The organism is Brevundimonas sp. Soil_N_31 (genome assembly GCF_057655995.1).
The window spans coordinates 1-22,453 of the sequence record NZ_JBDGLE010000004.1; the positions used below are offsets into that span (position 1 = coordinate 1).

The window sequence follows — 22,453 nt, forward strand, 5'->3', positions numbered from 1 at the left end:
TGCCAACCCAACCAATCTCTACCCAGATCAACCTCGGACTCTTGTTATGGCTGGATGAGAAACGGGGGGCACGTCACCTAGCCTCTCTCTGAGGCGCCTCGGCTAGAAACCGGTCCCTATCCGGCTTGAGGCGCGTTTCATACTTCGGTGGCTTCTCAATACGCTGCAGTTCACCCAGCAGCTTCGCGTACTCGCTGATCAGCGCTTTCTTCAGCCATTGTTCCTTCATGGTGCTCGTCGCTAGGCCCGATGAAGGGTCCGCTCAAGCTGAAAATGGCTGTGTCAAAACTTCAGACCGCCCCATAGATGCGACCTCCAAGACGGTGCCCTTATCTGTTTTGGGCTTTAGGTGTGTTTGCTACCCAATGCCGTCGGGGAGCCGGAGGCGATCCGCAAGCCGAAAGGGTGAGGGGCTTGTCCTGTCAGTCGGCGTAAGCCGTTGCGCGGCGGCCCTTGGCCGACTTCGCCCCCGAACCCTCACCCTTTCGCCTATACCAATCGCTGACGCTCTCGTGCGCTCAAGCCCTCTCCCATCAGGAGAGGGTCTTCAGCCACTCGGTCATCACCCGCGCCAGCGCCTTCGGCTGTTCCAGCGGGATCATGTGGCCGGTGTGCTCCACCGTCTCCAGCGTCGCGCCGGAAATCCCCCGCCGCAGTTCCTCCGCCTCTTCGCGCGTCCTCAACCGATCAGCATCCGCCGCCACGATCAGCGTCGGCTGAACAATCTCCCCCAGCCGGTCCAGATCGCCCGCCCGCGCCATCGCCGACTGGCGGTGAAACACCTCGCCGCCTAGCCGCAAGCCCATGTCGCGCACCCGCGCGATCATCGCCTCATCGTCCGCCAGATCGGGGTGCAGGGACGAGACGATGGCCGGCCGACTCAACCCCTTGAAGGCCCTCGGCGGCGCCTTCAACGACGAACGCCGCTGGCGGATCAGCTCCTCGGTATCCCCGCGCGCCGAGGTGGCGATCAGGATCAGACCCTCCACCCGCTCCGGCGCGATCCGCGCCAGTTCGCGCGCCACATAGCCGCCCATGGAGAAGCCCACGGCGACGAACCGTTCCGGCGCATCGCTCAGGATCGCCGCCGCCATGCTCTCTATATCCTCGCCCCGGCTGAGGTCGGTGGCGACCAGCGGCCCGAACGGGGCGAGGTCGTCTTTCAGAGCGTCCCACAGGGTCGTATCGGCCATGAAGCCGGGAATGAGCAGCAGGGTCATGGCCTCTCTATAGGCGCGACCGGCGACAGACGCGACGCAGGACGCTATGAGGCCGGTCTGACTTTCCTTGCGTGTGCGAGCCGACATGACGACCTTCTCCTTCGACGCCCAGGTCACCGCCGCCCTGTTCGACAAGACGGGTGCGATCTTCGCCCTCGGCGACGGCTCGGTGCGGTTCGAGAGCGGCGCCCGCAGCGAGGTCCATGACGGCGCCGTCCTGTGCGCCTGCGTCCACCCCTCGGGCGAGGGGATCGTCACCGGCGGCGACGACGGCAAGCTGGTCTGGAGCCGCGAGGGCGAGGCCGTCCTGCTGGCCCAGACCAAGGGCCAATGGATCGACGCCGTGGCCGCCTCGGCCGAGTCGGGCCTGATCGCCTTCTCCTCGGGCCGCGCGCTGAGCGTGCTGGACGTCAAGGATCCGCACTTCCGCCGCGACTTCCAGCACGAGCGCACCGTCTCGGGCGTGGCCTTCGACCCCAAGGGCCGCCGCATCGCCGCCTCGACCTATGGCGGCGCCTGGCTGTGGTACGCCCGCATCGAGCAGCAGCAGCCGACCAAGCTGGCCTGGGCCGGGTCGCACCTGGCGGTCGGCTTCTCGACCGACGGCGCCTATGTCGTCACCTCGATGCAGGACAACCAGCTGCACGGCTGGCGTCTGAAGGATCAGAAGAACATGCGGATGGGCGGCTATCCGTCCAAGATCAAGAGCTTCGCCTTCATGGCCAAGGGGCAGCTTCTGGCAACCTCGGGCGCGCAGGGCGTGGTGCTGTGGCCCTTCGTCGGCTCCAACGGGCCGATGGGGCGCGAGGCGACCGAGATCGGCTATGACGAGACGACCCTGATCGCCCAGGTCGCCGCCGCCCCCGCCCACGGCCGTCTGGCGGCCGGGCTGGAAGACGGGCGCGTCTGGTGGGCCGACCCGGCCGGGCGCGGCCTTCAGTTCGTCAAACAGGACAAGGGCGCCCCCATCACCGCCCTGGCCATGAGTTCCGGCGCCGCCCGCATCGCCTGGGCGGACGAGGACGGCCATGCCGGCGTGGTCTCGCTCTGAAACGGCGCCTCCCTGCCGTCATCCTCGGGCTTGACCCGAGGATCCAGCCCCGCGACGGCGGTTCGGCAAGTATCGCTGTGATTTCTCAACCTTCCTGAGCCATGCTTCGTCCATGACCCGTGCGAAACACCGCAAGCGGCGGCCGCTCCTGACCTTTCTGCTGATCCTGGCCCTGTTCCCGCTGGCCGGGGTGGCGGTGCATCGCTTCCTGCCGCCGCCGGCGACCATCCTGATGGTCAAGCAGGCGGCGGCCGGGCACGGCATGGACTATCGCTGGCGCTCGCTGGACCGCATCTCGCCGCGTCTGGTCGAGGCGGTGATCGCCGCCGAGGACGCCCGCTTCTGTCGGCACCACGGCTTCGACGTTGAGGCCATCCAGAAGGCGATGGAGGCCAACGAACGCGCCGAACAGCGCGGCTCGGACAAGAGGCGCGGCGCTTCGACCATCAGCCAGCAGACCGCCAAGAACGTCTTCCTGTGGCCCGGCCGCGACTGGGTCAGGAAAGGGCTGGAGGTCGGCTACACCGGCCTGATCGAGATCGGCTGGGGCAAGCGGCGGATCATGGAGATGTATCTGAACGTCGCCGAATGGGCGCCGGGCGTCTATGGCGCCGAGGCCGCCTCGCGCCACTGGTTCGACAAGAGCGCGGACAAGCTGACGGCGCGCGAGGCCGCCCGCCTGGCCGCCATCCTGCCCAGCCCGCGCCGCTACAACGCCGGATCGCCCGGCCCCTATGTCCGCCGTCGCGCCGCCCGCATCCAGGCGGCCATGGGCACGGTGCGCGAACAGGGACTGGACGCCTGCGTCGACCGCCGCTGACGCGGGCCGTTTCGCAACCCGCCGTTAACCGTGAACGGGGGGCCAAGCCTTAACGGACCCGCGTCATGCTGAGGTCGATTGCGGACCCTTGCGTCCGCGCGCGACGACGGGGTCTGAAGGGTGACACACGGTCTGAAACGAGCCGGGCGGGGCGCACGCCTCTTCGTCCGCCGCCTGATGCGCCAGACCCAGGGCAACGTCGCGCTGATGTTCGCCATCGCCCTGCCGATTCTGATGATGATCACCCTCGGCGCCGTCGATATTCACCAGGCGTCCAAGGTGAAGGCTCAACTCCAGGACGCCCTAGACGCCGCCGCCCTGGCCGCGGCGCGCTCGAAGTACAGCGACGACTTCAACATCAATCGAATTGGCATGGCGGCGTTGCAGGCCAACATGCCGGGTTATTTCGACAAGGACGGAGACACCGCCAGTTTCGTTCTGGTCGACAATCGACGGGTAGAGGCTGAAGCCAGGGTCGATGTGAAGGTGCTGGTCGCCAATGTCTTCCTGCCGCCCTACGGCAAGCTCATGGACGACTACCTTCCGGTCAGCACCAGTTCGCAGGTGTTGCGCGCCTCACGCAATGTGGAGGTGGCGCTGGTGCTGGACATCACCGGTTCGATGTCCGGCTCTCCGCTGACCAGCTTGAAGGAAGCGGCCAAGGAGCTGGTGGGTCTCGTGGTGCAGAAGGAGCAGACGCCCTTTACCTCGCGCGTGGCCCTGGTGCCCTATTCCATGGGCGTGAACCTGGGCGACTACGCCGCTAAGGCGCGGGGGCCGCTGCAGGCGTCGACGGTGATAGAGGGCGCAGATTGGGCGGATGCAGGCAAGTCGCTTTCGCGCGTTTCGGGCGGCACTCTGACCGCCAACAATCACGGGCTGAAAAAGGACGATTACGTCTGGATCAGCGGCGTCAGCAACGCCTCTTCAGGATTGAACAATCGCGTCCATCGCGTGTCGTCTGTGACGACCAATAGCTTCCAAGTTTCCGGCTTTTCGGGCAACGGCCGCAACAATACCGGTAGTTTCCGTCGGTGCTGGGCGCCCGATTGTCAGGTATGGGTGACATCAACCCAGCACACGCTCTCGACGGGCGATTGGGTGAAGGTTTCGGGCGTTCAGGGCATGAGCGCGCTCAACAACACCTTCCAGGTGAAGAAGATTTCCGACGACCAGTTCAGCGTCGGCCTATGGGGGCCAGAGCAATCCGCCTACTCTAGAGGGGGATCCGTTCAGTGCGGTTATGACGGCTGCGAACGACGCTATTTCATCGGTCGCGACAATCGCACCTTGCGTGACCTGTCTTCGAGCACCTGTGTCAGCGAACGTTTGTGGACCGAACGGAATAGGTCCGGTGCACTGATCCCGACAGACCGCAGTCCAGGCCGAACGTTGGAGCGGGACGAGTGGGGCGGCCGCAACTACCCGCACGGCGACAACCGTTGCCTGAGCAATACGCTCACGCCCTTGACCAATCAGGTTGACGACAAGGGAAGCGTGAAAGGGCTGGACAGTCAGATCGACGCCTATCAGGCGGCCGGTTCGACAGCGGGACAGATCGGCATTGAATGGGGTTGGTATGCGGTCTCGCCGAACTTCAATACCGTCTGGCCTTCCGCCAGCAGCGCCAATCCTTATGACCCCTCCAAGACGCTGAAGGCCGTCGTGCTGATGACGGACGGGGAGTTCAACAACCCCTATTGCCAGGGCGTGATCTCGCATGACGCCCCCAGCAACGGATCCGCCGGCAACGCCAACTATCAGATCAACTGCAGCGCGCCGAACGGCACCCCCTTCGCCCAGTCCGTGGCGCTCTGTGAGGGGATGAAGAAGGAGAATATCGTCATCTACACGGTCGGCTTCAACCTCAGCACCAGCACAGGCGGGGCGGGCGTGGATACGGCCTATGAGGTCATGGATAAGTGCGCCACCAGCAAGGAGCACTTCTTTACGCCGAACAAGAATACCGACCTTAAGGAAGCCTTCCGCGCCATCGGTCGCGATATCACCCGCCTGCGCATCGCGCGCTGACGCAGACAATCGGCGGGCAAGAAAAAGGGCCGGCGGAGCGATCCGCCGGCCCTTCGTGCTTTTCAGTCGTCCCGCCCGGTCAGATCAGGCGGATTTCCTTCAGGCGTTCGGTCAGGAAGTCCTCGGCCAGGATGGTCTTGCCCGCATAGCGGTCCGGGTTGTCAGGCGTGATCGTCGACGGCAGGGTCTCGATCGGGAAGTCCGGGTTGAAGTGCAGGAAGAAGGGCGTCGAATAGCGGGCGAAGCCGCGACGCTCGGGCGCCGGATTGACCACGCGGTGGGTCGTCGACGGCAGGACGTGGTTGACCAGCCGCTGCAGCATGTCTCCGATGTTGACCACCAGCGCCCCCGGCGGCGGGGCGATGTCCAGCCATTCGCCGTCCGAATCCTTCAGCTGCAGCCCGGCCTCTTCGGCGCCCAGCAGCAGGGTGATGACGTTGATGTCCTCATGGGCGCCCGCGCGCACGCCCTCGGCGTCGGCCGGGATCGGCGGATAGTGCAGCAGGCGTAGCACGCTGTTGCCCAGTTGGACCTTGTCTTCGAAATAGGCGTCGTCCAGCTTCAGATAGCGGGCGATGGCCTTCAGGATGCGGCGGCCCAGTTCGTCCAGACCGTCGTACAGGCCGTAGACGTGCTCGCGGAAGCCCGCCACCTCGGTCGGCCAGACGTTGTCACGCATGTACTGGCGATAGGGATGGCCTTCCGGCAGCTCGCGGCCCGTGTGCCAGAACTCCTTCAGGTCCACGGCCTTGGCGCCCTTGGCCGCCTCGACGCCGAACGGGGTCAGGCCGCGCGCGCCGCCCGTGCCGGCCTGGTGATACTGACGCTTCACATCCTCGGGCAGGGCGAAGAAGGCCTTGGCGTCGTTGACGGCGGCGTCGATCAGCCCCTGATCCAGACCGTGGTCCGCGATAACGGCAAAGCCGTAGCGGGCGAAGGAGGCGCCCAGGGCGTCCGAGAAGGCCTGAAAGTCGGCGTCATAGCCCTTCATCGACACCGGGACGATGGCGCGGGTCTTGGCCTGATCTTCGGCGGAGACGGCGGTGAGGGAAGAGGTCACTGTGAAATCAGCCTCTGTGATGGTGAGTATGGCGGCCCTCATACGCCCAATGGGCGCGAAAGGGCAGATGCGGCGCGGCGGACCGTTGGTCCAATGTCAGTCCTGCGGGATGACGGCCCGGATGACGCGCGCAGACGACGGGCGGCCGGCGATGCCGCGCCGGGGGTCGACCACGACCCGCAGATCGCCGCCGGAATAGGTCACGGACGAGCGCTGCCCCTCGATGATGGTGATGCTGCGCAATCGGTCCAGGAAGGGGCGGGCGCTGGGCGACCGGGCGATGCGAACCACCGCGTCGGTGGTGACGATCAGCGCCTCGATGCACAGGGCTTCGGATTCCTGGCCGTCCAGGTTGATGCGCACCAACCGACCCATGGCTTCCGACACCAGGCCGCTGCGTCGCGCCATCAGGTTGAACATCTGCACAGGCCCCAACGACGGGGGGGCCAGGCTGACCGGCGGTCCGGCCAGGGACACGGGCGAGCCGCCGGGCGCGCGCGTCGTATAGACGGTGATGCCGCCGCCGGTGGTGACGCGCAGCACCTGATCGCCGGCGTCGTTGCGATAGATGGTGTCGCCGCGCGGGGCCGAGGACGGCCGCAGCGCCCAGGTCTCGGTCGATCGCTCGAACCGCAGCAGGGTCAGCGACCCCGCCTGGTCCAGGATGAAGGACTGGCCCGCCTCGGAGGTGTAGCGCCCCGGCGGCGGCGTGGTGCGGATGATCGACTGGTCGCGGATGGCCCGACTCTGCTCGGCCTGGGCGTTGGATCGGGTCTGGGCCGTCGCTTCGGCGGCGACAGCCCCGCAGGCAAGGAAAAGGGTAAGCCCCGCCGTCATGCCGGACCGGCGCCAGGCGCGCGCGCGTCTGCTCCTCGCGGCGCGATGCGTCGCGAGGATGAAGGCAGGCGGTTTCTCCGCCACGACTTCGACCGCAGTCCTCATGTTTTCAGAGGTGATACGCGCGAACGGCGGATTTTGGGCGAACGCGGCTTATCCAACCAGGTACTGCCCGCCGTTGAGCGAGAGCGTACAGCCTGTGACATATCCGGCACGCTCGCCCGACAGCCAGGACACCATGTCGGCGATCTCCTCGCCCTTGCCCAGGCGGCCGACGGGGATCTGAGCCACGATGGCGTCCAGCACCTTCTGGTCCATGGCGCCGACCATTTCGGTGTCGATATAGCCCGGCGCGATGCAGTTGACGGTCACGCCCTTGCGCGCGTTCTCCAGGGCCAGGGCCTTGGTGAAGCCGATCATCCCGGCCTTGGCGGCGGAATAGTTGGTCTGGCCGATCTGGCCCTTCTGGCCGTTGATCGAGGAGATGTTGACGATGCGGCCGAAGCCCCGGTCGCGCATGCCGTTGATGACCTGGCGCGTCATGTTGAAGACGCTGTCCATGTTGACGCGGATCACGTCGGACCACTGGTCCGCGCTCATCTTGTGGAAGAAGCCGTCGCGCGTGATGCCGGCGTTGTTCACCAGGACGTCGATGGGGCCCAACTGCGCCTCGACCTCCCTGACCGCCCGCTCGCAATCCTCGAACGAGCCGACGTTGCCCTTCACCACCATGACGCCCAGTTCGCGGGCGGTGGCCTCTGCGGCCTCGGTGTTGCCGGAATAACCGGCCGCGACCTGCAGCCCGTCTTCCTTCAGTCGTTGAACGATCGCCTTGCCGATGCCCCGGGTGCCCCCGGTGACGAATGCGGTACGCGTCATGACGTCTCCCTGTCCTGTGCGGCGGTCGTCATGGTCGCGACGCCGTCCGTCTCCCTTGCTGACAGCCTTAGCGCGGCTGGCGGCGAACGAGAAGACGGGGTTATGCCGTCGCGGCCATACGGCCCATGTCGATGACGAAGCGGTAGCGCACGTCCGACCGCTCCATCCGTTCATAAGCTTGGTTGATCTGATCGGGTGCGATCACCTCAATCTCGCACACGATCCCGTGTTCGCCGCAGAAGTCGAGCATCTCCTGCGTCTCGCGGATGCCGCCGATCAGCGAGCCGGCGATGCGCCGGCGCCGCCACAGCAAGGGCATGGCGAAGACCGGCAGCCCCTCGGTCGTCAGGCCCAGCATGACCATGGTCCCGTCGCGCGCCAGCAGATTGACGTGACTGGCGATCTCATGCGTGGCCGAGACGGTGTTGATGATCAGGTCGAACTGCTCGGCCGCCGCCTTCATGGCGTCTGCGTCCGAGTTGATCAGGAAATGCCGGGCGCCCATCCGCTCGGCGTCGGCCTTCTTGCGGTCCGAGGTCGACAGCACCGTCACCTCGGCGCCCAGGGCGGCGGCCAGTTTGACCGCCATATGGCCCAGCCCGCCCAGGCCGATCACCGCCACCTTCGACCCCGGCCCCACGCCCCAGGTCTTCAGCGGCGACCAGGTGGTCACGCCCGCGCACAGCAGGGGCGCGGCGGCGTCCAGCGGCAGGCTGTCGGGGATCTTCAGCACGAAGGCCTGATCCACCGTGATGCGGTCGCAATAGCCGCCCTGGGTGATGGTCTGGCCGACGGCTTGCCCCTTCGGATCGCGCGAGCCGTAGGTCTGGGTCATGCCCGGCTCGCAATACTGCTCCAGCCCCTCGCGGCAGGCCGAACAGGTCCGGCAACTGTCCACCATGCAGCCCACGCCGACGCGGTCGCCTTCCTTGAACCGGGTGACGTTCGCGCCGACCGCCGTCACCACCCCGGCGATCTCATGGCCCGGCACGATGGGATAGCGCGTGCCGCCCAGGTCGTTCTTCACCACATGCAGGTCCGAGTGACAGACGCCGCAGTATTTGATCTCGATCGCCACGTCGTCCGGCCCCGGATCGCGCCGCTCGAAACTGTAGGGGCTCAGCGGCTGGTCGGCGGCGGTCGCGGCGAAGGCGCGCGTGGCGATGGGCATGGGTTCAGTCCTTCAGCTTGGCGATCAGCGCCTGGGCCGCCGCCGGGTTCCGCACCTTGGCCCCCGAGATGAAGTAGGCGAAGACGTCGCCGCGCTCGGCCCAGCCGCGCGCCTGTTTCGCCACGGCGTCCAGCTCTCCTGAGGTCATGCCCGTCGGCTCGTCCTCGCGGCTGGACATCAGCCGGGCGTAGGTAAAGTCGGCCGTCGCCTCGTCGATCTGGGGCCAGGTCGGCTCCTCGTCGTCGACCGCATAGACGACGGCCGCGCCGTATTTGCGCGCCAGATCATAGAACTGTTCGGTGGCGAAGGTCGGGTTGCGTACCTCCAGCGCGTGGCGCAGTCGCACCCCGTCCTTCTCCTTGGGCAACAGCTTCAGGAAGCCTTCGAAATCCTCGGGCTCGAACGTCTTGGTTCCCATGAACTGCCAGTTGATCGGCCCCAGCTTGTCGCCCAGCACCGTCAGCCCCTGCGACAGGAACCGCTCGAAGCTCTCGGCGCCGTCGGACAGAACCTTTCTGTTGGTGGAATAGCGGCTGGCCTTGACCGAAAAGACGAAGCCGTCCGGCGTCTCGTCGCGCCACTTCGCCCAGCTGTCGGGTTTGAAGGTCGAATAATAGGTGCCGTTGATCTCGATCGAGGTCAGCGCCCGGCTGGCGAACTCCAGCTCCCGCTTCTGCACCAGCCCCTCGGGATAGAAGACCCCGCGCCACGGCTCGAACGTCCAGCCGCCGACGCCGATATGGATGGATTCCGCCATGACCTAGCCTCCTGATGCAGGCCGTTTGATCGCAGAAATCGCCGACGGCGGCTACGGAAAGCGGATGGTGTGAAGGTCTGAAAGGGGTGGAAAGCGGACGTGGGCCATGCTCTCTGACGGCATGACAGATTGGATAGAAGTCTACCGCCCTGTCTTGGGGAAGGAAATCGCGGGTTTGGTTTGGATGCCGATCACCGCCGATACGCCGCAACTGGCTTCAGAACTGCAAATGGCGTCGTATTCGTTTTCCGGTGCGGCATTTGTCCGCTTTACCAATCAGAATGCCATCAACCTTTCTTGGCAGCAGGCAGAGGATCGTTTCGTTCTGGCGACAGCAAAGGATGCTGCATGGATCGCGCATTCATTGGATCGCATTCAGGCTGCTGGTGATTGTTGGATTAGTTTGATCGGCTCGACCCTCACGTCGGTTGAATTTTTTACCTTGCCTGATGACGAACATCAGCGGGTTGTCGGGGTCAAACACGGAACGACCAATGGCTCCTTCTGGGTAGGGACGGGAGGCAAAGATTTCGTCGGCGACCAAGATGACCTGTGGGTTGGGATCGATTGCGATCCGCCCAATTACAGCGACCTCGTCAGCTTAGGTGTTGTCGAATCCGAGGTCTGCTAGGGGGCGTGAAGCGAAGTTCGCCTCAATCCAGCTTCCGGACATTAAGCGCGCCGCCTGGTTGTCGCGCCCCGCCTCAGTCCGACACGCAGTCATCCGCCCGGCCGAAGACCACGGCGCGCGGGTTGGGCGGGCGCAGGCGGGCCAGGACGTCGCGGCGGCTGGGCGGTCGGCCCCAGCGGGTGAATTCCAGGCCGTAGCGGCGCAGGGTCGCTTCATGCGGTATCCACAGGGAGTGGCGCGACAACCAGGCGGCGCGCGGCGCGATCTCGCCGGGAATCCGAACTTCGGTCTGGAGGGTGGACAGGCCGACCCGGGCGGCGGCGCAGTCCAGTATGGCGGGATCGACCCCGCGTGCGGCGTAGAGGGCGCGCGTCCGCCGGGCGCCGCGGGCGATCTCCTCGGGGACGGCCTCGTTCAGCCTTTGATAGTTGGCCTCGATCACCGGTGAGGAGTGGTGAAAGCTGACGAACCCCGCCCGCTCTATGATCCGCGTTGCTCCGGCGGCGAAGACGGCGTTGGCGCAGGCGGACGTGCACTGGCCCCGCACCGTCACGGGCAGTCGCCGCGCCAGGATCACCTCAGCCGCGTCCAGGGCGGCGTTGTCGTCGCCGCCGCCGCTGTCGATGATCAGCCCCTCGGCGTCCTTGTCCGACAGCGCTTCGACCAGGGCCGCGCTGGATGCGGGGTTCAAGGCGCCGCGGAAAACGACCTGCCGTCCTTCGCGCGACAGCAGCCACTGGGGCCTGGTCGGCGCAACAGACATCGGCGCGGAGGATGAGGCGGACGGCGAGGCGGGCGACGCCGTCGCCGCCTGAGGCGGGGCGGCTAAAATCAGGGCGGACGTCACGGCGGCGATGAACGACACGGATCCTCCGGCGCGCTTCCCCCTGGAAGAACGCCACTATGAGCCTGTCGCGGCCTTGCTGTCCAAGCCAAAGACGAGACGATGGCGCGACGGCGACCGGGGGGCTATAGCGCCAGCGTCGCGGGAGTGTCGAAGCGTGCCGGAACTGACGCCTGAAATCATCGCCCTGTTGGGCGTCGCGTCGGTGATCGCCGGCTTCATCGACGCCATCGCCGGGGGCGGGGGGCTGATCTCCTTGCCGGCCCTGCTGTCGGTGGGGCTGAACCCGGTCGCAGCCATCGCCACCAACAAGGTTCAGGGCAGCGTCGGCACGGCCAGCGCCCTGTGGAATTTCTGGCGCAAGGGGCGGGTGGATTTCCGCCTGATCCGTTGGCCCTTGGTTCTCGTCGCGGTCGGGGCGGGACTGGGCGCCTTCGCCGTCACCCTGGTCGACACGCGGTGGCTGATGATCCTGCTGCCCGTGCTGCTGGTCGGCATCGCCCTCTATTTCCTGCTCGGCCCCAAGGCGGCGGACGAGGACGCCCACGCCCGGCTGACGCCGCTGGCCTATGCCTTCGTGGCGGGCGGGATCGGCTTTTACGACGGCTTCTTCGGGCCGGGGACGGGGTCGTTCTTCGCGCTCAGCCTCGTCATGCTGCTGGGCATGGGGCTGACGCGGGCGACGGCGCACACCAAGGCGCTGAACCTGATGAGCAATGTCGTCGGCATCGTCGTCCTGGCGGTCGGCGGCCATGTGGTCTGGGCGCTGGCCGGGATCATGGCGGTGGGTCAGTTCGTGGGCGGCCGCATGGGCTCGCACGCGGCCATGCGCTTCGGCCCGCGGCTGATCCGCCCCCTGCTGGTGGTCATTTCCCTAGCCATGACGGCGCGGCTGCTGTCCGATCCGGCCAATCCGCTGCGGACCATGATCGCCGGCTGGCTGGGCTAGGTCAGTCGGGCTGGACCGCGCGGCCGCCCAGCGCCCTGCGGACGGCGGCCGTCAGCGCTTCGGCCGTGACGGGCTTAGCCAGGTGAAGGTCGGCCCCCGCCTGGGTGGCCTGTTCCTGATGCTCGGCCATGGCGTTGGCGCTCAGCATGATCACCGGCGCGCGCGGGCGCGCCGGGTAGGCGGCCTCGATCTCGCGTAGGGCGCGCGTGGCGCTCAGCCCGTCCATCACCGGCATCTGCATGTCCATCAGCACCAGGTCGAACCGCTCAGCGGTGAAGGCGGCCGCCGCCTGTTCGCCGTTCTCGACCAGAGTCAGCTCGACGCTGTCCCCCAGGATCAACTGCACCACCCGCTGATTGATCGGATGATCCTCGGCCAGCAGGACGCGGAGGCGAGAGTCGCAAGGCGGCGCGTCCGGCGCCGCTTCCTCGGCGTAGGCCGCGTCGAACTGGGCCAGGGAGGCGATGCGCGTCAGCGGCAGCTCGACCCGGAACCGGCTGCCTTCGCCCAGGGCCGACTCGGCTTCGATGCGCCCGCCCATCATCTCGACCAGGGCCTGGCAGATGGACAGGCCCAGCCCGGCCCCGCCGAAGCGCCGGGTGATTGAGGCGTCGGCCTGGCTGAAGCGCTGGAACAACTGCGCCGCATGGTCGGCGCCGAAGCCGATGCCGGTGTCGCGCACCTCCAGCGTCAGCAGGGCGGCGCCGTCGCCCATGTCCAGCAGGTCGATATGTGCGGCGACCTGGCCTCGCGCGGTGAACTTGACGGCGTTGGACAGCAGATTGCTCAGGATCTGGCGGATCCGCACCACGTCGCCGTTGAAGACGCCGCGCGCGGTCTCGGTGCGTTCGAGACGGAAGGTCAGGCCCTTCTCCTCGGCCAGCCCGCGCAGGGGCGCGATGGCCGGGGTCAGGGCGTCGTCCAGATCGAACGGGCGGACTTCCAGCGTCATGCGTCCGGATTCGATGCGCGACACGTCCAGGATGTCTGTGACCAGCCGCTCCAGGGTTACGCCCGAACTGCGGACCAGTTCGACCATTTCCGCCTGTTGCGGCGACAGCGGCGTGCGCGCCAGGGCGTCGATGACGCCGATGACCCCGTTCAGCGGCGTGCGGATTTCATGGCTCATATTGGCCAGGAAGTCGGACTTGGCGCGGTTGGCGGCCTCGGCCGCGGCCTTGGCCTCGATCAGGGCGCGCTCCGCCGCCGCCTTGGCGGTCACGTCGCGGGCCACGGCGTAGATGCGGTCGCCGAACTTCTGCGCCCGCCATTCCAGGGTGACGTAGCGGCCGTCCTTGTGGCGATAGCGGTTGACGTGGCCGAGCACCGGATCGCCAGGGCGGCGCGTCTCGACTTCGGTCACGCTGCCCAGGGTGCCGGGCAGGTCGTCGGGGTGAACCAGGGTCAGTATGGCCAGCCCGACCAGTTCCTCGGGCCGATAGCCCAGGGTCGAAGCCCAGGAGGCGCTGACCCGCACGATCCGCCCCTCCAGGTCGCGGATCACCAGCAGGTCCAGGGACACGTCGAAGAAGGTCGCCAGATCGACCCCGGCGTCAGGCGGCGGCTGCGGCTGTCCCGTCGAGGAAGGGGCGGCGGCCGGAGTGAGGGGCATGGGCGGTCCTGAGGCGCGGTCCTGAAGGCAGGCTGGACCTCACCCTAGCGCCGGCCGGTTAAGGGCGCCTTGCGGCTCGCCCCTCAGGAGAGCTTCAATAGGCCATGTCGCGATAGACGCGGCTGATGTCGCCGCTCCACTCGCCGTTGTACAGCTCCAGCAGCCGGTCGGCCGAGGTCACGCCGCTGTCGGCGATGTCTTCCAGTTCGGTGATGTAGCCGCGCTCGTCCACCATGCCGCCCGAGAAGCGGGCGCGGTTCTTCAGGCCCTGCTTGGCGATGTTGACCATGTCGACGGCGATGTCGCGCACGCTGCGGCCGTTGACCTCGGCCTTCAGGCCCAGTCGCGTCACGTCGCGGCGCAGGCGCTCGTGATCGGCGATGTCCCAGTCCTTGCACAGATCCCAGGCCGCCGCGAGCGACGGCGCGTCATACAGGATCCCGGCCCACAGGGCGGGCAGGGCGCAGATGCGGCTCCACGGCCCGCCGTCGGCGCCGCGCATCTCCAGATACTGTTTCAGCCGCACCTCGGGGAAGAGGGTGGTCAGGTGGTCGGCCCAGTCCTTGGCCGTGGCGCGATCGCCCGGCAGGGCGTCCAGCTTGCCGTCCATGAAGGCGCGGAACGACTGACCCGACAGGTCGACATAGGTCTCGCCGCGCTTGGCGAAATACATCGGCGCGTCCAGCGCATAGTCGGCGTAGCGTTCGTAGCCGAAGCCGTCCTCGAACACGAAGTCCAGCATCCCCGTGCGGTCGGGGTCGGTGTCGGTCCAGACGTTGGCGCGCGCCGACAGGAAGCCGTTCGGCTTGCCCTCGGTGAAGGGGCTGTTGGCGAACAGGGCGGTGGCGATAGGCTGCAGCGCCAGCGACGTGCGGAACTTCATGACCATGTCGGCTTCGCTGTCGAAGTCGAGGTTCGCCTGGATGGTGCAGGTGCGCAGCATCATGTCCAGGCCCAGATCGCCCTTCTTGGGCATGTAGGCGCGCATGATGGCATAGCGGCCCTTGGGCATGACGGGGATGTCCTCGCGCCGCCACATCGGGTCGAAGCCCAGGCCCAGGAAGCCCAGGTTCAACTGGTCCGCGACCTGCTTGACCTCCATCAGGTGCTGGCCGGTCTCGTTGCAGATGTCGTGGATGTCCTTCAGCGGGGCGCCCGACAGTTCGAACTGTCCGCCCGGCTCCAGACTGATCGAGGCGCTGAAGCCCTCGGCGTTCTTGCGCTCCAGGGCGATGACGCGGCCGGCTTCCTCGACTGGCGACCAGCCGAAGCGCTGAAGGCCCGTCAGCATGGCCAGGATGCCGTTTTCGCCCTCATAGGCGGGGCGGCGCAGGGTCGACTTGTCGAAGCCGAACTTCTCGTGCTCGGCGCCGATGCGCCATTGATCGCGGGGCTTCTCGCCCTTCGACATGGCGTGGATCAGTTGGTCTCTGGAAAGGGGCGCCGTGTCGGACATCTGTAACCTCTGCTGTCGCGGCTAGATGGGCCAGCCGTCGGCCATGCTCAAGGGGGCGGCGGAAACTTCTAGAGCGAAATCGGTTGAGTTGGACGCATGTCCAACTCAACTCAGATATTCGCTCCAGATGAATCTGGACCATTGTTCTGGGTTCCGTCGATTTCGACTGAACCGAAAATGGTCTAGCGATCCCAGTCGCCGACCGCCGCCTGCCACAGGGTCATGGCGGCGATGGCGGCGGTGTCGGCCCGCAGGATGCGCGGCCCCAGCGAGACGGCGGTGGTGAAGGGCAGGGACCGCAGCCGCTCGCCCTCCTCGGGCGAGAACCCGCCCTCCGGTCCGATCAGAATGGCCCACCGACCTTCTCCCTCCCCTTCATGGGGAGGGTGGTCGCGTAGCGACCGGGTGGGGAGGGCGGAGGCCGCCGCCCCCACCCCGTCGCCGCTGCGCGCCGACGACCCTCCCCACAAGGGGGAGGGAGAAAAGGGCGTCAACGCCGACACCGCCGGCGCGCCGCCCGTCTCATCGCAGAACATCAGCCGCCGCCCCGCCTCCCAGCCGTCCAGCAGGGCGTCCAGCTTCACCGGATCATCCACGAGGGGCACGTCCAGGCGGCCCGTCTGCTCGGCGGCCTCCTCGGCGATGGCGTCCAGCCGGTCCAGCCGCAGACGGTCGGCGTTGGTGCGATGGGTCAGCGCCAGCCGCACCCGCTTGGCGCCCAGTTCGGCGGCCTTCTCGACGATGGTCTCGATGCGGGCCTTCTTCACCACGGCGACGATCAGCTCCAGATCGGGGCCATAGACCTGCGGCCGCGTCTGTTCCTCGGCGCGCAGGATGACGCCCTTCTTCAGCACCTCGGCGACGCTGACGCGCCACTCCCCGTCGCGGCCGTTGAAGACCAGCAGTTCGTCGCCCGCCTTCAATCGCATCACCTGCGTCAGATAGCGCGACTGGTCGAGCGTGGGCGCCACGGCGGCGCCGGGGGCGAGGTCGCCCTGAACATGAAGACGGATCATGGCGCCTGCATATCGCGCTTTCGCAGAGACGACCAACCATCGGCCTGATGGGAACGCGCCGAGCCTGCCCCGCGTTCGTCTGTCATGTTCACAACCTTGGCCGTAGCGGCGCGCGATCGAAAACGTCTGGCCGAGATTTCAGGCGTCGCCGCCCGCTTCGGGCTTGAGGCCGTGTTGCTGCGCCTCGGTCTCGGCGGCGGCGAGGCCCATGCCGACGGGCCCGAGCCTTTGTCGCGCCGCACCCGTCAGGCGCTGGAGGCGCTGGGCCCCACCTTCGTCAAGCTGGGCCAGATACTGTCCACCCGCTCGGACCTGCTGCCCGCCGACTGGATCATCGAGTTCGAACAGCTTCAGAGCGCCGGGCCCACCCTCGACTTCGAGACGCTGCGGCCCGAGGTCGAGGCCGCGCTCGGCGGGCCGCCGGAACAGGTCTTCGCCCGTTTCGACGCGGCGCCGCTGGCCGCCGCCTCCATCGCCCAGGTGCACCGCGCCGCCCTGCACGACGGGACCGAGGTGGTGGTCAAGATCCGCCGCCCCGGCGTGCGTCCGCGCGTCGAGGCCGACCTGCGCCTGATCGCCGAACTGGCGCGCCGCGCCGAACAGTCCAGCGCCGAGATCGCCCGCTATCGTCCGCGCGCCCTGATCGCCCAGCTGACCGAGGCCATGCTGGACGAGCTGGACTTCACCACCGAGGGCCGCAATGTCGACCGCTTCGCCGCCGACTTCGCCGGGAACCGCGATGTGGTCATCCCGGCCGTCTATTGGCCGCACACGACCGACAGCGTGCTGGTGCAGGACTATCTCGACGGCGTGCCTCCCGTGGATGCGGCGCGGCTGAGGGCGGCGGGCGTCGATCCGCAAAGGTTGGCCCGCGTCGGCGCCGAGGCGGTGCTGGACATGGTGCTGGTCAACGGCCGGTTTCACGCCGACCCCCACCCCGGCAACCTGCGCGGCCTGCCCGGCGACCGGGTGGGCTTGCTGGACTTCGGCATGGTCGGGACCGTCACCCCGCGCCGCCGCGCCGAACTGATCAGCTTCGTCCAGTCGCTGGCCGCCGGCGACGGCGCCCGCATGGCCGAGGTGCTGGCCGACTGGACCGAGGGGACGGACGTCTCGCGCACCAGCCTGACCGCCGGGGCCGAACGGCTGATCGCCCGCCACGGTCAGGGCGCGGTCGACCTGCCCGCCATCGTCGCCGATCTGATGGGGCTGATGCGGCAGGAACGGGTGGCCGCCCCGCCCGATCTGGTGCTGATCCTCAAGGCGCTGGTGACGATCGAGGGGGTGCTGTCGCGCGTCGACCCCGACTTCGACCTGGTCAAGACGATGAAGGGCGCCTGGAGCCGCGCCCTCTTCTCCAGCCGCAGCCCCGAGGCGGTGCGCAACCGCCTGATCGGCGCCCTTTTGGACCTGTCGGCGGCCAGCGACGACCTGCCCCGCCTGATCCGCGCCGCCTCGCGCCGCCTGACGGCCGACCCTGTCGCCGCTGCATCGTCGGACAAAGAAACCGCCCGGTCGATCGTCTCGGCCGGGCGGTGGATCGCCGCTTCGATTGTGCTCGCCGGCGCCCTGATCGCGGGCGCCCTGCTGCTGCGATAGGGCGCCTCAGCGACCGTAATGATAGCGGCACTGCGCGATCAGCAGGGTGTCTTCGGTCGCGCGATAGATCAGCCGATGTTCCTGGTCGATGCGGCGCGACCACCAGCCGGAGAACTCGCCTTTCAGAGGTTCCGGCTTGCCGGTTCCGCTAAAGGGCGTCCGCAGGCATTCGCGGATCAGGCCGTTGATCTTCTTGAGTTGCTTGCGGTCGGCGGATTGCCAGTAGAGGTAGTCTTCCCAGCCACTTTCATGAAACGTCAGCTTCATTCGATCAGATCGCGAGCCTGGCCCTTACCGGCGTCCAGCTCAGCGACAGCCTTACGCAGGCGTTCCGCGTTTGCTGGGCTGCGCAGCAGATACTCCGTCTCCTGCCAGGAGGCGAAGTCCTCCAGCGACATCAGCACCGCCGCCGGCTTGCCGCCCTCGCGGGTGATGATCGTATAGTCGTGATCCGCCGTCACCCGGTCGATGGTCGCGGCCAGGTTCTTGCGCAGTTCGGAGACAGAGATGGCGTTCATAAGTGATAATGTACGAAGTTCTGTACATCATCGCAAGGGGGCCGCAAGACCCGCGCCTCAGCGCGTCGCGTCCAGCCGCTCCTCGATCAGATTGCGCGCGATCTTCAAGGCGGCGATGCGGCGGACGAGAAGGGTGTGCCGCCCCGCGCCGGGGGCCAGCTTCAGGACAGCCTTCTCGCATTTGGCCATCAGGGATTCGACGGCGCGCAGCGCTTCTGACAGGTCCGTCTCGCTATGGGCGGCCATCCGTCCCTGATCTCCCTTGGGCGCCGCACGGCGCCCTTACAACGTCCGCGCGATCAGCAGTTTCATGATCTCGTTCGTCCCGCCGTAGATGCGCTGGACGCGGGCGTCCTTGTACAGTTGGGCGATCGGATATTCGGTCATATAGCCGTAGCCGCCGAACAGCTGCAGCATCTCGTCGATGGTCTCGCCCTGGATGTCCGTCACCCAGTATTTGGCCATCGAGGCCGTGGCGGCGTCCAGCTGGCCCTTCAGGTGCAGGCCGATGCAGTGGTCGACGAAGACCTTGGCGACCGTCAGCTTGGTCTTGATCTCGGCCAGTTTGAACTGGGTGTTCTGGAAGTCGATGACGCGCTTGCCGAAGGCCTTGCGCTCCTTGACGTAGGCCAGCGTCGCCTCCAGCCCGCGCTCGGCGGCGGCCACGCCCTGAACGGCGATGTTCAGCCGCTCCTGCGGCAGCTGCTGCATCAGTTGGACGAAGCCCTGTCCCTCGGTGTCGCCGATGACGTTCTCCAGCGGAACCTTCACATCGTTGAAGAACAGCTCGGAGGTGTCGTTCGCCTCCATGCCGATCTTGTGCAGGTTGCGGCCCCGCTCGAAGCCTTCGGCCCCATCGGTTTCGAGGCAGATCAGGCTGGTGCCCTTGGCGCCCTCGGCCGGGTCGGTCTTGGCGACGACGATGATGAAGTTGGCCAGCTGGCCGTTGGTGATGAAGGTCTTGGAGCCGTTCAGGACATAGTGGTCGCCCTGCTTCACGGCGGTGGTCTTCACTCCTTGCAGGTCGGAGCCTGCGCCCGGCTCGGTCATGGCGATGGCGCCGACCAGTTCGCCCGACTGCAGGCGCGGCAGCCAGCGCGCCTTCTGCTCGGCCGTGCCGTAGTGCCAGACGTAGGGCATGACGATGGCGTTGTGCAGGGAGACGCCGAAGTGGTCCGCGCCCTTCCAGCCCAGCTGGCGCATCAGCACGACCTCGTGGCGGTAGTCGCCGCCGAAGCCGCCGTCCTCTTCCGGCAGCGACAGGCCCAGCAGGCCCGCTTCGCCCGCCGCGTTCCACAGCCCGCGCGGCACCGAGGACTCGGCGATCCACTGCTGGAACTTCTCCTGCGGGGCGTGCTCGTCGATCCATTTGGCGACGGAGTCGGAGAAGAGGACGATCTCCTCTTCCTTCATGAAGTCGGGATCGGGGCTGTTGAGCACGTTCATGAAAGGAGATCCTGCATTCTCCCTCCCCTTCATGGGGAGGGTGGCTGAGGCCGTCAGGCCGACCCGAAGGGCGGCGCGGAGCGGCCAAGCCGGGTGGGGGCGGCGAGGCGACGCAATCTCTGTTTCGGCAAGGCGGGCGCGGCGTTTGCATCGCCTGGCCCTCCCCACCCGGTCGTCGCTACGCGCCGACCACCCTCCCCATGAAGGGGAGGGAGAAGTTCATGATCAGAACGCCTCGGCGGGCATTTGCATCAGCACCTCGGCGCCGGACTTCAGCTTCTTCAGGTGCGCCCCGGCGTCGGGCAGGATGCGCTCGACGAAGTAGCGGCCGGTCATCAGCTTGTTGGCGTAATAGGGATCGGCGTCCCCGGCCGCGATGCGGCCTTGCGCCGCCTTGGCCATCTGCGCCCACAGGAAGGCGTAGGCCGTCAGGCCGAAGATGTGCAGGTAGTCGGTCGAGGCGGCGGCGGCGTTGTCCGGGTTGGCCATGCCGTTCTGCATCAGCCACATGGTGGCCTCCTGCAGCTTCTTCTTGGCGTCGGCCAGGCCCTCGACGAAGGGCTTGATCGCCTCGTCGTCGCCGTTCTCGCCGACGAAGGCGTCGATGTCGGCGAACCAGCTCATGATGGCGCGGCCGCCGTTGGCGGGCAGCTTGCGGCCCACCAGATCCAGCGCCTGGATGCCGTTGGTGCCTTCATAGATCATGGTGATCCGCGCATCGCGCAGATACTGCGAGGCCGGGAAGTGCTCGGTATAGCCCGAACCGCCGTGGACCTGCATCGCCAGCGAGGCGACGTGGAAGCCCTTGTCGGTCAGATAGGCCTTCAGCACAGGCGTGATCAGGCCCATGTAGTCCTTGGCCTTGGCAGCCACGGCTTCATCGGCGGCCTTCTGCAGGTCGGCCTGCAACGCGGTCCACAGGATGAAGGCGCGGCCGCCTTCGACGAAGGCCTTGGCCTCCAGCAGCATGCGGCGCACGTCCGGGTGGACCATGATCGGGTCGGCCGGGCCGTCCGGGTTCTTCGGTCCGGTCAGGCTGCGGCCCTGCAGGCGGTCGTTGGCGAACTCGACGGCGGCCTGATAGGCGGCGTCGCCGATGGCCAGACCCTGCAGGCCGGTGCCCAGACGCGCCTCGTTCATGACCACGAACATGTTGTTCATGCCGCGGCCTTCTTCGCCGATCAGCCAGCCCTTGGCGTTCTCATAGGCCATGACGCAGGTGGCGTTGCCGTGGATGCCCATCTTGTGCTCGAGCCCTGCGCAGGACACGCCGTTGCGTTCGCCCAGCGAACCGTCCTCGTTCACCAGGAACTTGGGCACCACGAACAGGCTCAGGCCCTTGATGCCCGGAACCGCGCCTTCGACGCGGGCCAGCACCGTGTGGATGATGTTGTCGGCGAAGTCGTGCTCGCCCGCCGAGATCCAGATCTTCTGGCCGGTGATCGAATAGGAGCCGTCGCCGTTCGGCACGGCCTTGGTGCGGACCATGCCCAGGTCCGTGCCGCACTGCGGCTCGGTCAGGTTCATGGTGCCGGTCCATTCGCCCGACGCCATCTTCGGCAGATACTTCTGCTTGATCTCGTCCGAGGCGCTGGCCTCGATGCCGTGGAAGGCGCCGCTGGTCAGGCCCGGATACATGGAGAAGGCGGCGCTGGCGGCGGCGGTGAACTGGCCGACCGCGCTCGACACGACCGAGGGCATGCCCTGACCGCCGAACTCGGTGCTGAAGCCCAGCGAGGGCCAGCCGGCCTCGACCATCTGATGGTAGGCTTCCTTCCACCCCTTGGGCGTCGTCACCACGTCGCCGTCGATGTGACAGCCTTCCAGATCGCCGGGACGGTTGATCGGGGCGATGACCTCTTCGGCGAACTTGCCGCCTTCCTCGATGATCTGGTCGATCAGGTCGCGCGACAGATCGGCGTCGGGAAGCTGGTTGCCGTAGTTCTCGACCTGCAGAACGTCATGCAGGACGAAGGACAGGTCGCGGACGGGCGCCTTATAGGTCATGGGATCACGCTCTCGCTTTGAAGGTCAGGAAATGGTCGTCGGGGTCGTTGAGACGCTCGCTCAGCAGGCTGGCGTAGGCCTCGGCGCCCGGCAGAAGGTCGGGGCGGTGTTCACCCAGGGTTTTTTCCATCCAGGCGCAGGCGGCCTCGGCCGTCTCGATGGCGCCTTCGATGTCTTCCAGCTGCTGCTTCAGCGCCTCGATGCGGGCGCGATGGCGCGGCAGGGCGATGGCCATCTGATGGACGTTGTGGTCCTTCTGGTCATACAGATCCAGCATCTCCTGGATCTCGACCAGGGTGAAGCCGATGCGGCGGCCGCGCATGATCAGCTTCAGCCGGGCGCGGTCGCGCGGGCCATAGACACGGGTCTGACCCTTGCGCGACGGCGTCAGCAGGCCCTTGTCTTCATAGAAGCGCAGCGCGCGCGCGGTCGCGCCGAACTCGCGGCACAGCTGCCGTATGGAATAGGTGCGATGTTCGTCAGCAATCGGCATGACGGCTTCATAACTTGACGCGGACGTAAAGGGAAGCTTTTCGCGCGCCGGGCTAC

General features: G+C 67.0%; 22 protein-coding genes. 6 read left to right on the plus strand and 16 right to left on the minus strand.

Annotated features, from left to right (window positions below; translation table 11 throughout):
* Nucleotides 1–533 precede the first annotated feature (533 nt).
* Nucleotides 534–1,220 carry an alpha/beta fold hydrolase gene (locus AC3A3G_RS07555; RefSeq protein WP_487487885.1) on the minus strand — a complete coding sequence of 229 codons (687 nt, stop codon included), beginning with the start codon at nucleotides 1,218–1,220 and terminating at the stop codon, nucleotides 534–536.
* Between the two features lie 85 nt (nucleotides 1,221–1,305).
* Here AC3A3G_RS07555 and AC3A3G_RS07560 point away from each other — a divergent pair, with 85 nt between their 5' ends.
* The 3 genes from AC3A3G_RS07560 to AC3A3G_RS07570 all read left to right on the plus strand — a co-directional run bounded on the left by AC3A3G_RS07560 (nucleotide 1,306) and on the right by AC3A3G_RS07570 (nucleotide 5,122).
* Complete coding sequence (locus AC3A3G_RS07560; RefSeq protein WP_487487886.1) at nucleotides 1,306–2,271, plus strand: WD40 repeat domain-containing protein; 966 nt, start codon at nucleotides 1,306–1,308, stop codon at nucleotides 2,269–2,271.
* A gap of 112 nt (nucleotides 2,272–2,383) precedes the next feature.
* On the plus strand, nucleotides 2,384–3,091 hold the full coding sequence (mtgA, locus tag AC3A3G_RS07565; RefSeq protein WP_487487887.1) for a monofunctional biosynthetic peptidoglycan transglycosylase: 708 nt from the start codon (nucleotides 2,384–2,386) through the stop codon (nucleotides 3,089–3,091).
* A gap of 177 nt (nucleotides 3,092–3,268) precedes the next feature.
* Entirely contained in the window at nucleotides 3,269–5,122 is a 1,854-nt protein-coding gene (locus tag AC3A3G_RS07570; protein WP_125901035.1) for a ubiquitin-activating E1 FCCH domain-containing protein, read from the plus strand.
* A gap of 79 nt (nucleotides 5,123–5,201) precedes the next feature.
* Here AC3A3G_RS07570 and AC3A3G_RS07575 read toward each other — a convergent pair whose 3' ends face one another.
* The 5 genes from AC3A3G_RS07575 to AC3A3G_RS07595 all read right to left on the minus strand — a co-directional run bounded on the left by AC3A3G_RS07575 (nucleotide 5,202) and on the right by AC3A3G_RS07595 (nucleotide 9,826).
* Nucleotides 5,202–6,224: an isopenicillin N synthase family dioxygenase gene (locus AC3A3G_RS07575; RefSeq protein ID WP_125901037.1), complete on the minus strand. Its 1,023-nt coding sequence runs from the start codon at nucleotides 6,222–6,224 to the stop codon at nucleotides 5,202–5,204.
* A gap of 54 nt (nucleotides 6,225–6,278) precedes the next feature.
* Complete coding sequence (locus AC3A3G_RS07580) at nucleotides 6,279–7,019, minus strand: DUF4908 domain-containing protein (RefSeq protein WP_234288006.1); 741 nt, start codon at nucleotides 7,017–7,019, stop codon at nucleotides 6,279–6,281.
* 153 nt (nucleotides 7,020–7,172) lie between these two features.
* The gene (gene phbB, locus AC3A3G_RS07585; RefSeq protein WP_003163916.1) at nucleotides 7,173–7,898 is read right to left on the minus strand and encodes an acetoacetyl-CoA reductase; all 726 of its coding nucleotides are present in this window, start codon (nucleotides 7,896–7,898) and stop codon (nucleotides 7,173–7,175) included.
* 100 nt (nucleotides 7,899–7,998) lie between these two features.
* Nucleotides 7,999–9,069 (minus strand): NAD(P)-dependent alcohol dehydrogenase, encoded by a 1,071-nt coding sequence (locus tag AC3A3G_RS07590; protein ID WP_487487888.1) that lies wholly within the window; start codon nucleotides 9,067–9,069, stop codon nucleotides 7,999–8,001.
* Between the two features lie 4 nt (nucleotides 9,070–9,073).
* A complete protein-coding gene (locus AC3A3G_RS07595) occupies nucleotides 9,074–9,826 on the minus strand; it encodes a DUF72 domain-containing protein (RefSeq protein ID WP_368925295.1) in 753 nt (250 codons plus the stop codon).
* 106 nt (nucleotides 9,827–9,932) lie between these two features.
* Between AC3A3G_RS07595 and AC3A3G_RS07600 the strand changes: the two genes are divergently transcribed.
* A complete protein-coding gene (locus AC3A3G_RS07600) occupies nucleotides 9,933–10,457 on the plus strand; it encodes a hypothetical protein (protein ID WP_200167908.1) in 525 nt (174 codons plus the stop codon).
* A 73-nt stretch (nucleotides 10,458–10,530) separates the two neighbouring features.
* Here the strand turns inward: AC3A3G_RS07600 and AC3A3G_RS07605 are convergent, their stop codons facing one another.
* Complete coding sequence (locus AC3A3G_RS07605; RefSeq protein ID WP_487487889.1) at nucleotides 10,531–11,322, minus strand: hypothetical protein; 792 nt, start codon at nucleotides 11,320–11,322, stop codon at nucleotides 10,531–10,533.
* A 136-nt stretch (nucleotides 11,323–11,458) separates the two neighbouring features.
* Between AC3A3G_RS07605 and AC3A3G_RS07610 the strand changes: the two genes are divergently transcribed.
* Complete coding sequence (locus AC3A3G_RS07610; RefSeq protein ID WP_487487890.1) at nucleotides 11,459–12,250, plus strand: TSUP family transporter; 792 nt, start codon at nucleotides 11,459–11,461, stop codon at nucleotides 12,248–12,250.
* A gap of 1 nt (nucleotide 12,251) precedes the next feature.
* On the opposite strand, the gene AC3A3G_RS07615 is transcribed toward AC3A3G_RS07610, so the two are convergent.
* The 3 genes from AC3A3G_RS07615 to AC3A3G_RS07625 form a co-directional block, all read right to left on the minus strand.
* Nucleotides 12,252–13,862: an ATP-binding protein gene (locus AC3A3G_RS07615; RefSeq protein ID WP_487487891.1), complete on the minus strand. Its 1,611-nt coding sequence runs from the start codon at nucleotides 13,860–13,862 to the stop codon at nucleotides 12,252–12,254.
* A gap of 94 nt (nucleotides 13,863–13,956) precedes the next feature.
* The gene (locus AC3A3G_RS07620; protein WP_487487892.1) at nucleotides 13,957–15,318 is read right to left on the minus strand and encodes a glutamate--cysteine ligase; all 1,362 of its coding nucleotides are present in this window, start codon (nucleotides 15,316–15,318) and stop codon (nucleotides 13,957–13,959) included.
* A 182-nt stretch (nucleotides 15,319–15,500) separates the two neighbouring features.
* Nucleotides 15,501–16,334 carry a 16S rRNA (uracil(1498)-N(3))-methyltransferase gene (locus tag AC3A3G_RS07625; protein WP_487487893.1) on the minus strand — a complete coding sequence of 278 codons (834 nt, stop codon included), beginning with the start codon at nucleotides 16,332–16,334 and terminating at the stop codon, nucleotides 15,501–15,503.
* Nucleotides 16,335–16,418: 84 nt separating this feature from the next.
* Between AC3A3G_RS07625 and AC3A3G_RS07630 the strand changes: the two genes are divergently transcribed.
* Nucleotides 16,419–17,933, plus strand: coding sequence for an ABC1 kinase family protein (locus tag AC3A3G_RS07630; protein ID WP_487487894.1), 1,515 nt, complete (start codon nucleotides 16,419–16,421; stop codon nucleotides 17,931–17,933).
* Nucleotides 17,934–17,939: 6 nt separating this feature from the next.
* On the opposite strand, the gene AC3A3G_RS07635 is transcribed toward AC3A3G_RS07630, so the two are convergent.
* From AC3A3G_RS07635 to AC3A3G_RS07660, 6 genes are all read right to left on the minus strand, one after another.
* Nucleotides 17,940–18,200: a Txe/YoeB family addiction module toxin gene (locus AC3A3G_RS07635; RefSeq protein WP_128116231.1), complete on the minus strand. Its 261-nt coding sequence runs from the start codon at nucleotides 18,198–18,200 to the stop codon at nucleotides 17,940–17,942.
* Nucleotides 18,197–18,451, minus strand: coding sequence for a type II toxin-antitoxin system Phd/YefM family antitoxin (locus tag AC3A3G_RS07640; protein WP_368925536.1), 255 nt, complete (start codon nucleotides 18,449–18,451; stop codon nucleotides 18,197–18,199). Before AC3A3G_RS07640 ends, AC3A3G_RS07635 begins: the two co-directional genes overlap by 4 nt.
* A 57-nt stretch (nucleotides 18,452–18,508) precedes the next feature.
* Nucleotides 18,509–18,697 (minus strand): hypothetical protein, encoded by a 189-nt coding sequence (locus AC3A3G_RS07645; protein ID WP_368925534.1) that lies wholly within the window; start codon nucleotides 18,695–18,697, stop codon nucleotides 18,509–18,511.
* A 36-nt stretch (nucleotides 18,698–18,733) separates the two neighbouring features.
* Nucleotides 18,734–19,897 (minus strand): acyl-CoA dehydrogenase family protein, encoded by a 1,164-nt coding sequence (locus AC3A3G_RS07650; protein ID WP_487487895.1) that lies wholly within the window; start codon nucleotides 19,895–19,897, stop codon nucleotides 18,734–18,736.
* Between the two features lie 225 nt (nucleotides 19,898–20,122).
* Nucleotides 20,123–21,904, minus strand: a complete 1,782-nt coding sequence (locus tag AC3A3G_RS07655; RefSeq protein WP_487487896.1) for an acyl-CoA dehydrogenase C-terminal domain-containing protein — start codon at nucleotides 21,902–21,904, stop codon at nucleotides 20,123–20,125.
* A 4-nt stretch (nucleotides 21,905–21,908) separates the two neighbouring features.
* Entirely contained in the window at nucleotides 21,909–22,397 is a 489-nt protein-coding gene (locus tag AC3A3G_RS07660; protein ID WP_487487897.1) for a MerR family transcriptional regulator, read from the minus strand.
* Nucleotides 22,398–22,453: the final 56 nt, after the last annotated feature.

Bases quoted from the DNA above. Each gene is read 5' to 3' on its own strand.
- AC3A3G_RS07555 (WP_487487885.1), bottom strand. From the start codon at position 1,220: ATGACCCTGCTGCTCATTCCCGGCTTCATGGCCGATACGACCCTGTGG.
- AC3A3G_RS07560 (WP_487487886.1), top strand. From the start codon at position 1,306: ATGACGACCTTCTCCTTCGACGCCCAGGTCACCGCCGCCCTGTTCGAC.
- mtgA (WP_487487887.1), top strand. From the start codon at position 2,384: ATGACCCGTGCGAAACACCGCAAGCGGCGGCCGCTCCTGACCTTTCTG.
- AC3A3G_RS07570 (WP_125901035.1), top strand. From the start codon at position 3,269: ATGCGCCAGACCCAGGGCAACGTCGCGCTGATGTTCGCCATCGCCCTG.
- AC3A3G_RS07575 (WP_125901037.1), bottom strand. From the start codon at position 6,224: ATGAGGGCCGCCATACTCACCATCACAGAGGCTGATTTCACAGTGACC.
- AC3A3G_RS07580 (WP_234288006.1), bottom strand. From the start codon at position 7,019: ATGACGGCGGGGCTTACCCTTTTCCTTGCCTGCGGGGCTGTCGCCGCC.
- phbB (WP_003163916.1), bottom strand. From the start codon at position 7,898: ATGACGCGTACCGCATTCGTCACCGGGGGCACCCGGGGCATCGGCAAG.
- AC3A3G_RS07590 (WP_487487888.1), bottom strand. From the start codon at position 9,069: ATGCCCATCGCCACGCGCGCCTTCGCCGCGACCGCCGCCGACCAGCCG.
- AC3A3G_RS07595 (WP_368925295.1), bottom strand. From the start codon at position 9,826: ATGGCGGAATCCATCCATATCGGCGTCGGCGGCTGGACGTTCGAGCCG.
- AC3A3G_RS07600 (WP_200167908.1), top strand. From the start codon at position 9,933: ATGCTCTCTGACGGCATGACAGATTGGATAGAAGTCTACCGCCCTGTC.
- AC3A3G_RS07615 (WP_487487891.1), bottom strand. From the start codon at position 13,862: ATGCCCCTCACTCCGGCCGCCGCCCCTTCCTCGACGGGACAGCCGCAG.
- AC3A3G_RS07620 (WP_487487892.1), bottom strand. From the start codon at position 15,318: ATGTCCGACACGGCGCCCCTTTCCAGAGACCAACTGATCCACGCCATG.
- AC3A3G_RS07625 (WP_487487893.1), bottom strand. From the start codon at position 16,334: ATGATCCGTCTTCATGTTCAGGGCGACCTCGCCCCCGGCGCCGCCGTG.
- AC3A3G_RS07630 (WP_487487894.1), top strand. From the start codon at position 16,419: ATGTTCACAACCTTGGCCGTAGCGGCGCGCGATCGAAAACGTCTGGCC.
- AC3A3G_RS07635 (WP_128116231.1), bottom strand. From the start codon at position 18,200: ATGAAGCTGACGTTTCATGAAAGTGGCTGGGAAGACTACCTCTACTGG.
- AC3A3G_RS07640 (WP_368925536.1), bottom strand. From the start codon at position 18,451: ATGAACGCCATCTCTGTCTCCGAACTGCGCAAGAACCTGGCCGCGACC.
- AC3A3G_RS07645 (WP_368925534.1), bottom strand. From the start codon at position 18,697: ATGGCCGCCCATAGCGAGACGGACCTGTCAGAAGCGCTGCGCGCCGTC.
- AC3A3G_RS07650 (WP_487487895.1), bottom strand. From the start codon at position 19,897: ATGAACGTGCTCAACAGCCCCGATCCCGACTTCATGAAGGAAGAGGAG.
- AC3A3G_RS07655 (WP_487487896.1), bottom strand. From the start codon at position 21,904: ATGACCTATAAGGCGCCCGTCCGCGACCTGTCCTTCGTCCTGCATGAC.
- AC3A3G_RS07660 (WP_487487897.1), bottom strand. From the start codon at position 22,397: ATGCCGATTGCTGACGAACATCGCACCTATTCCATACGGCAGCTGTGC.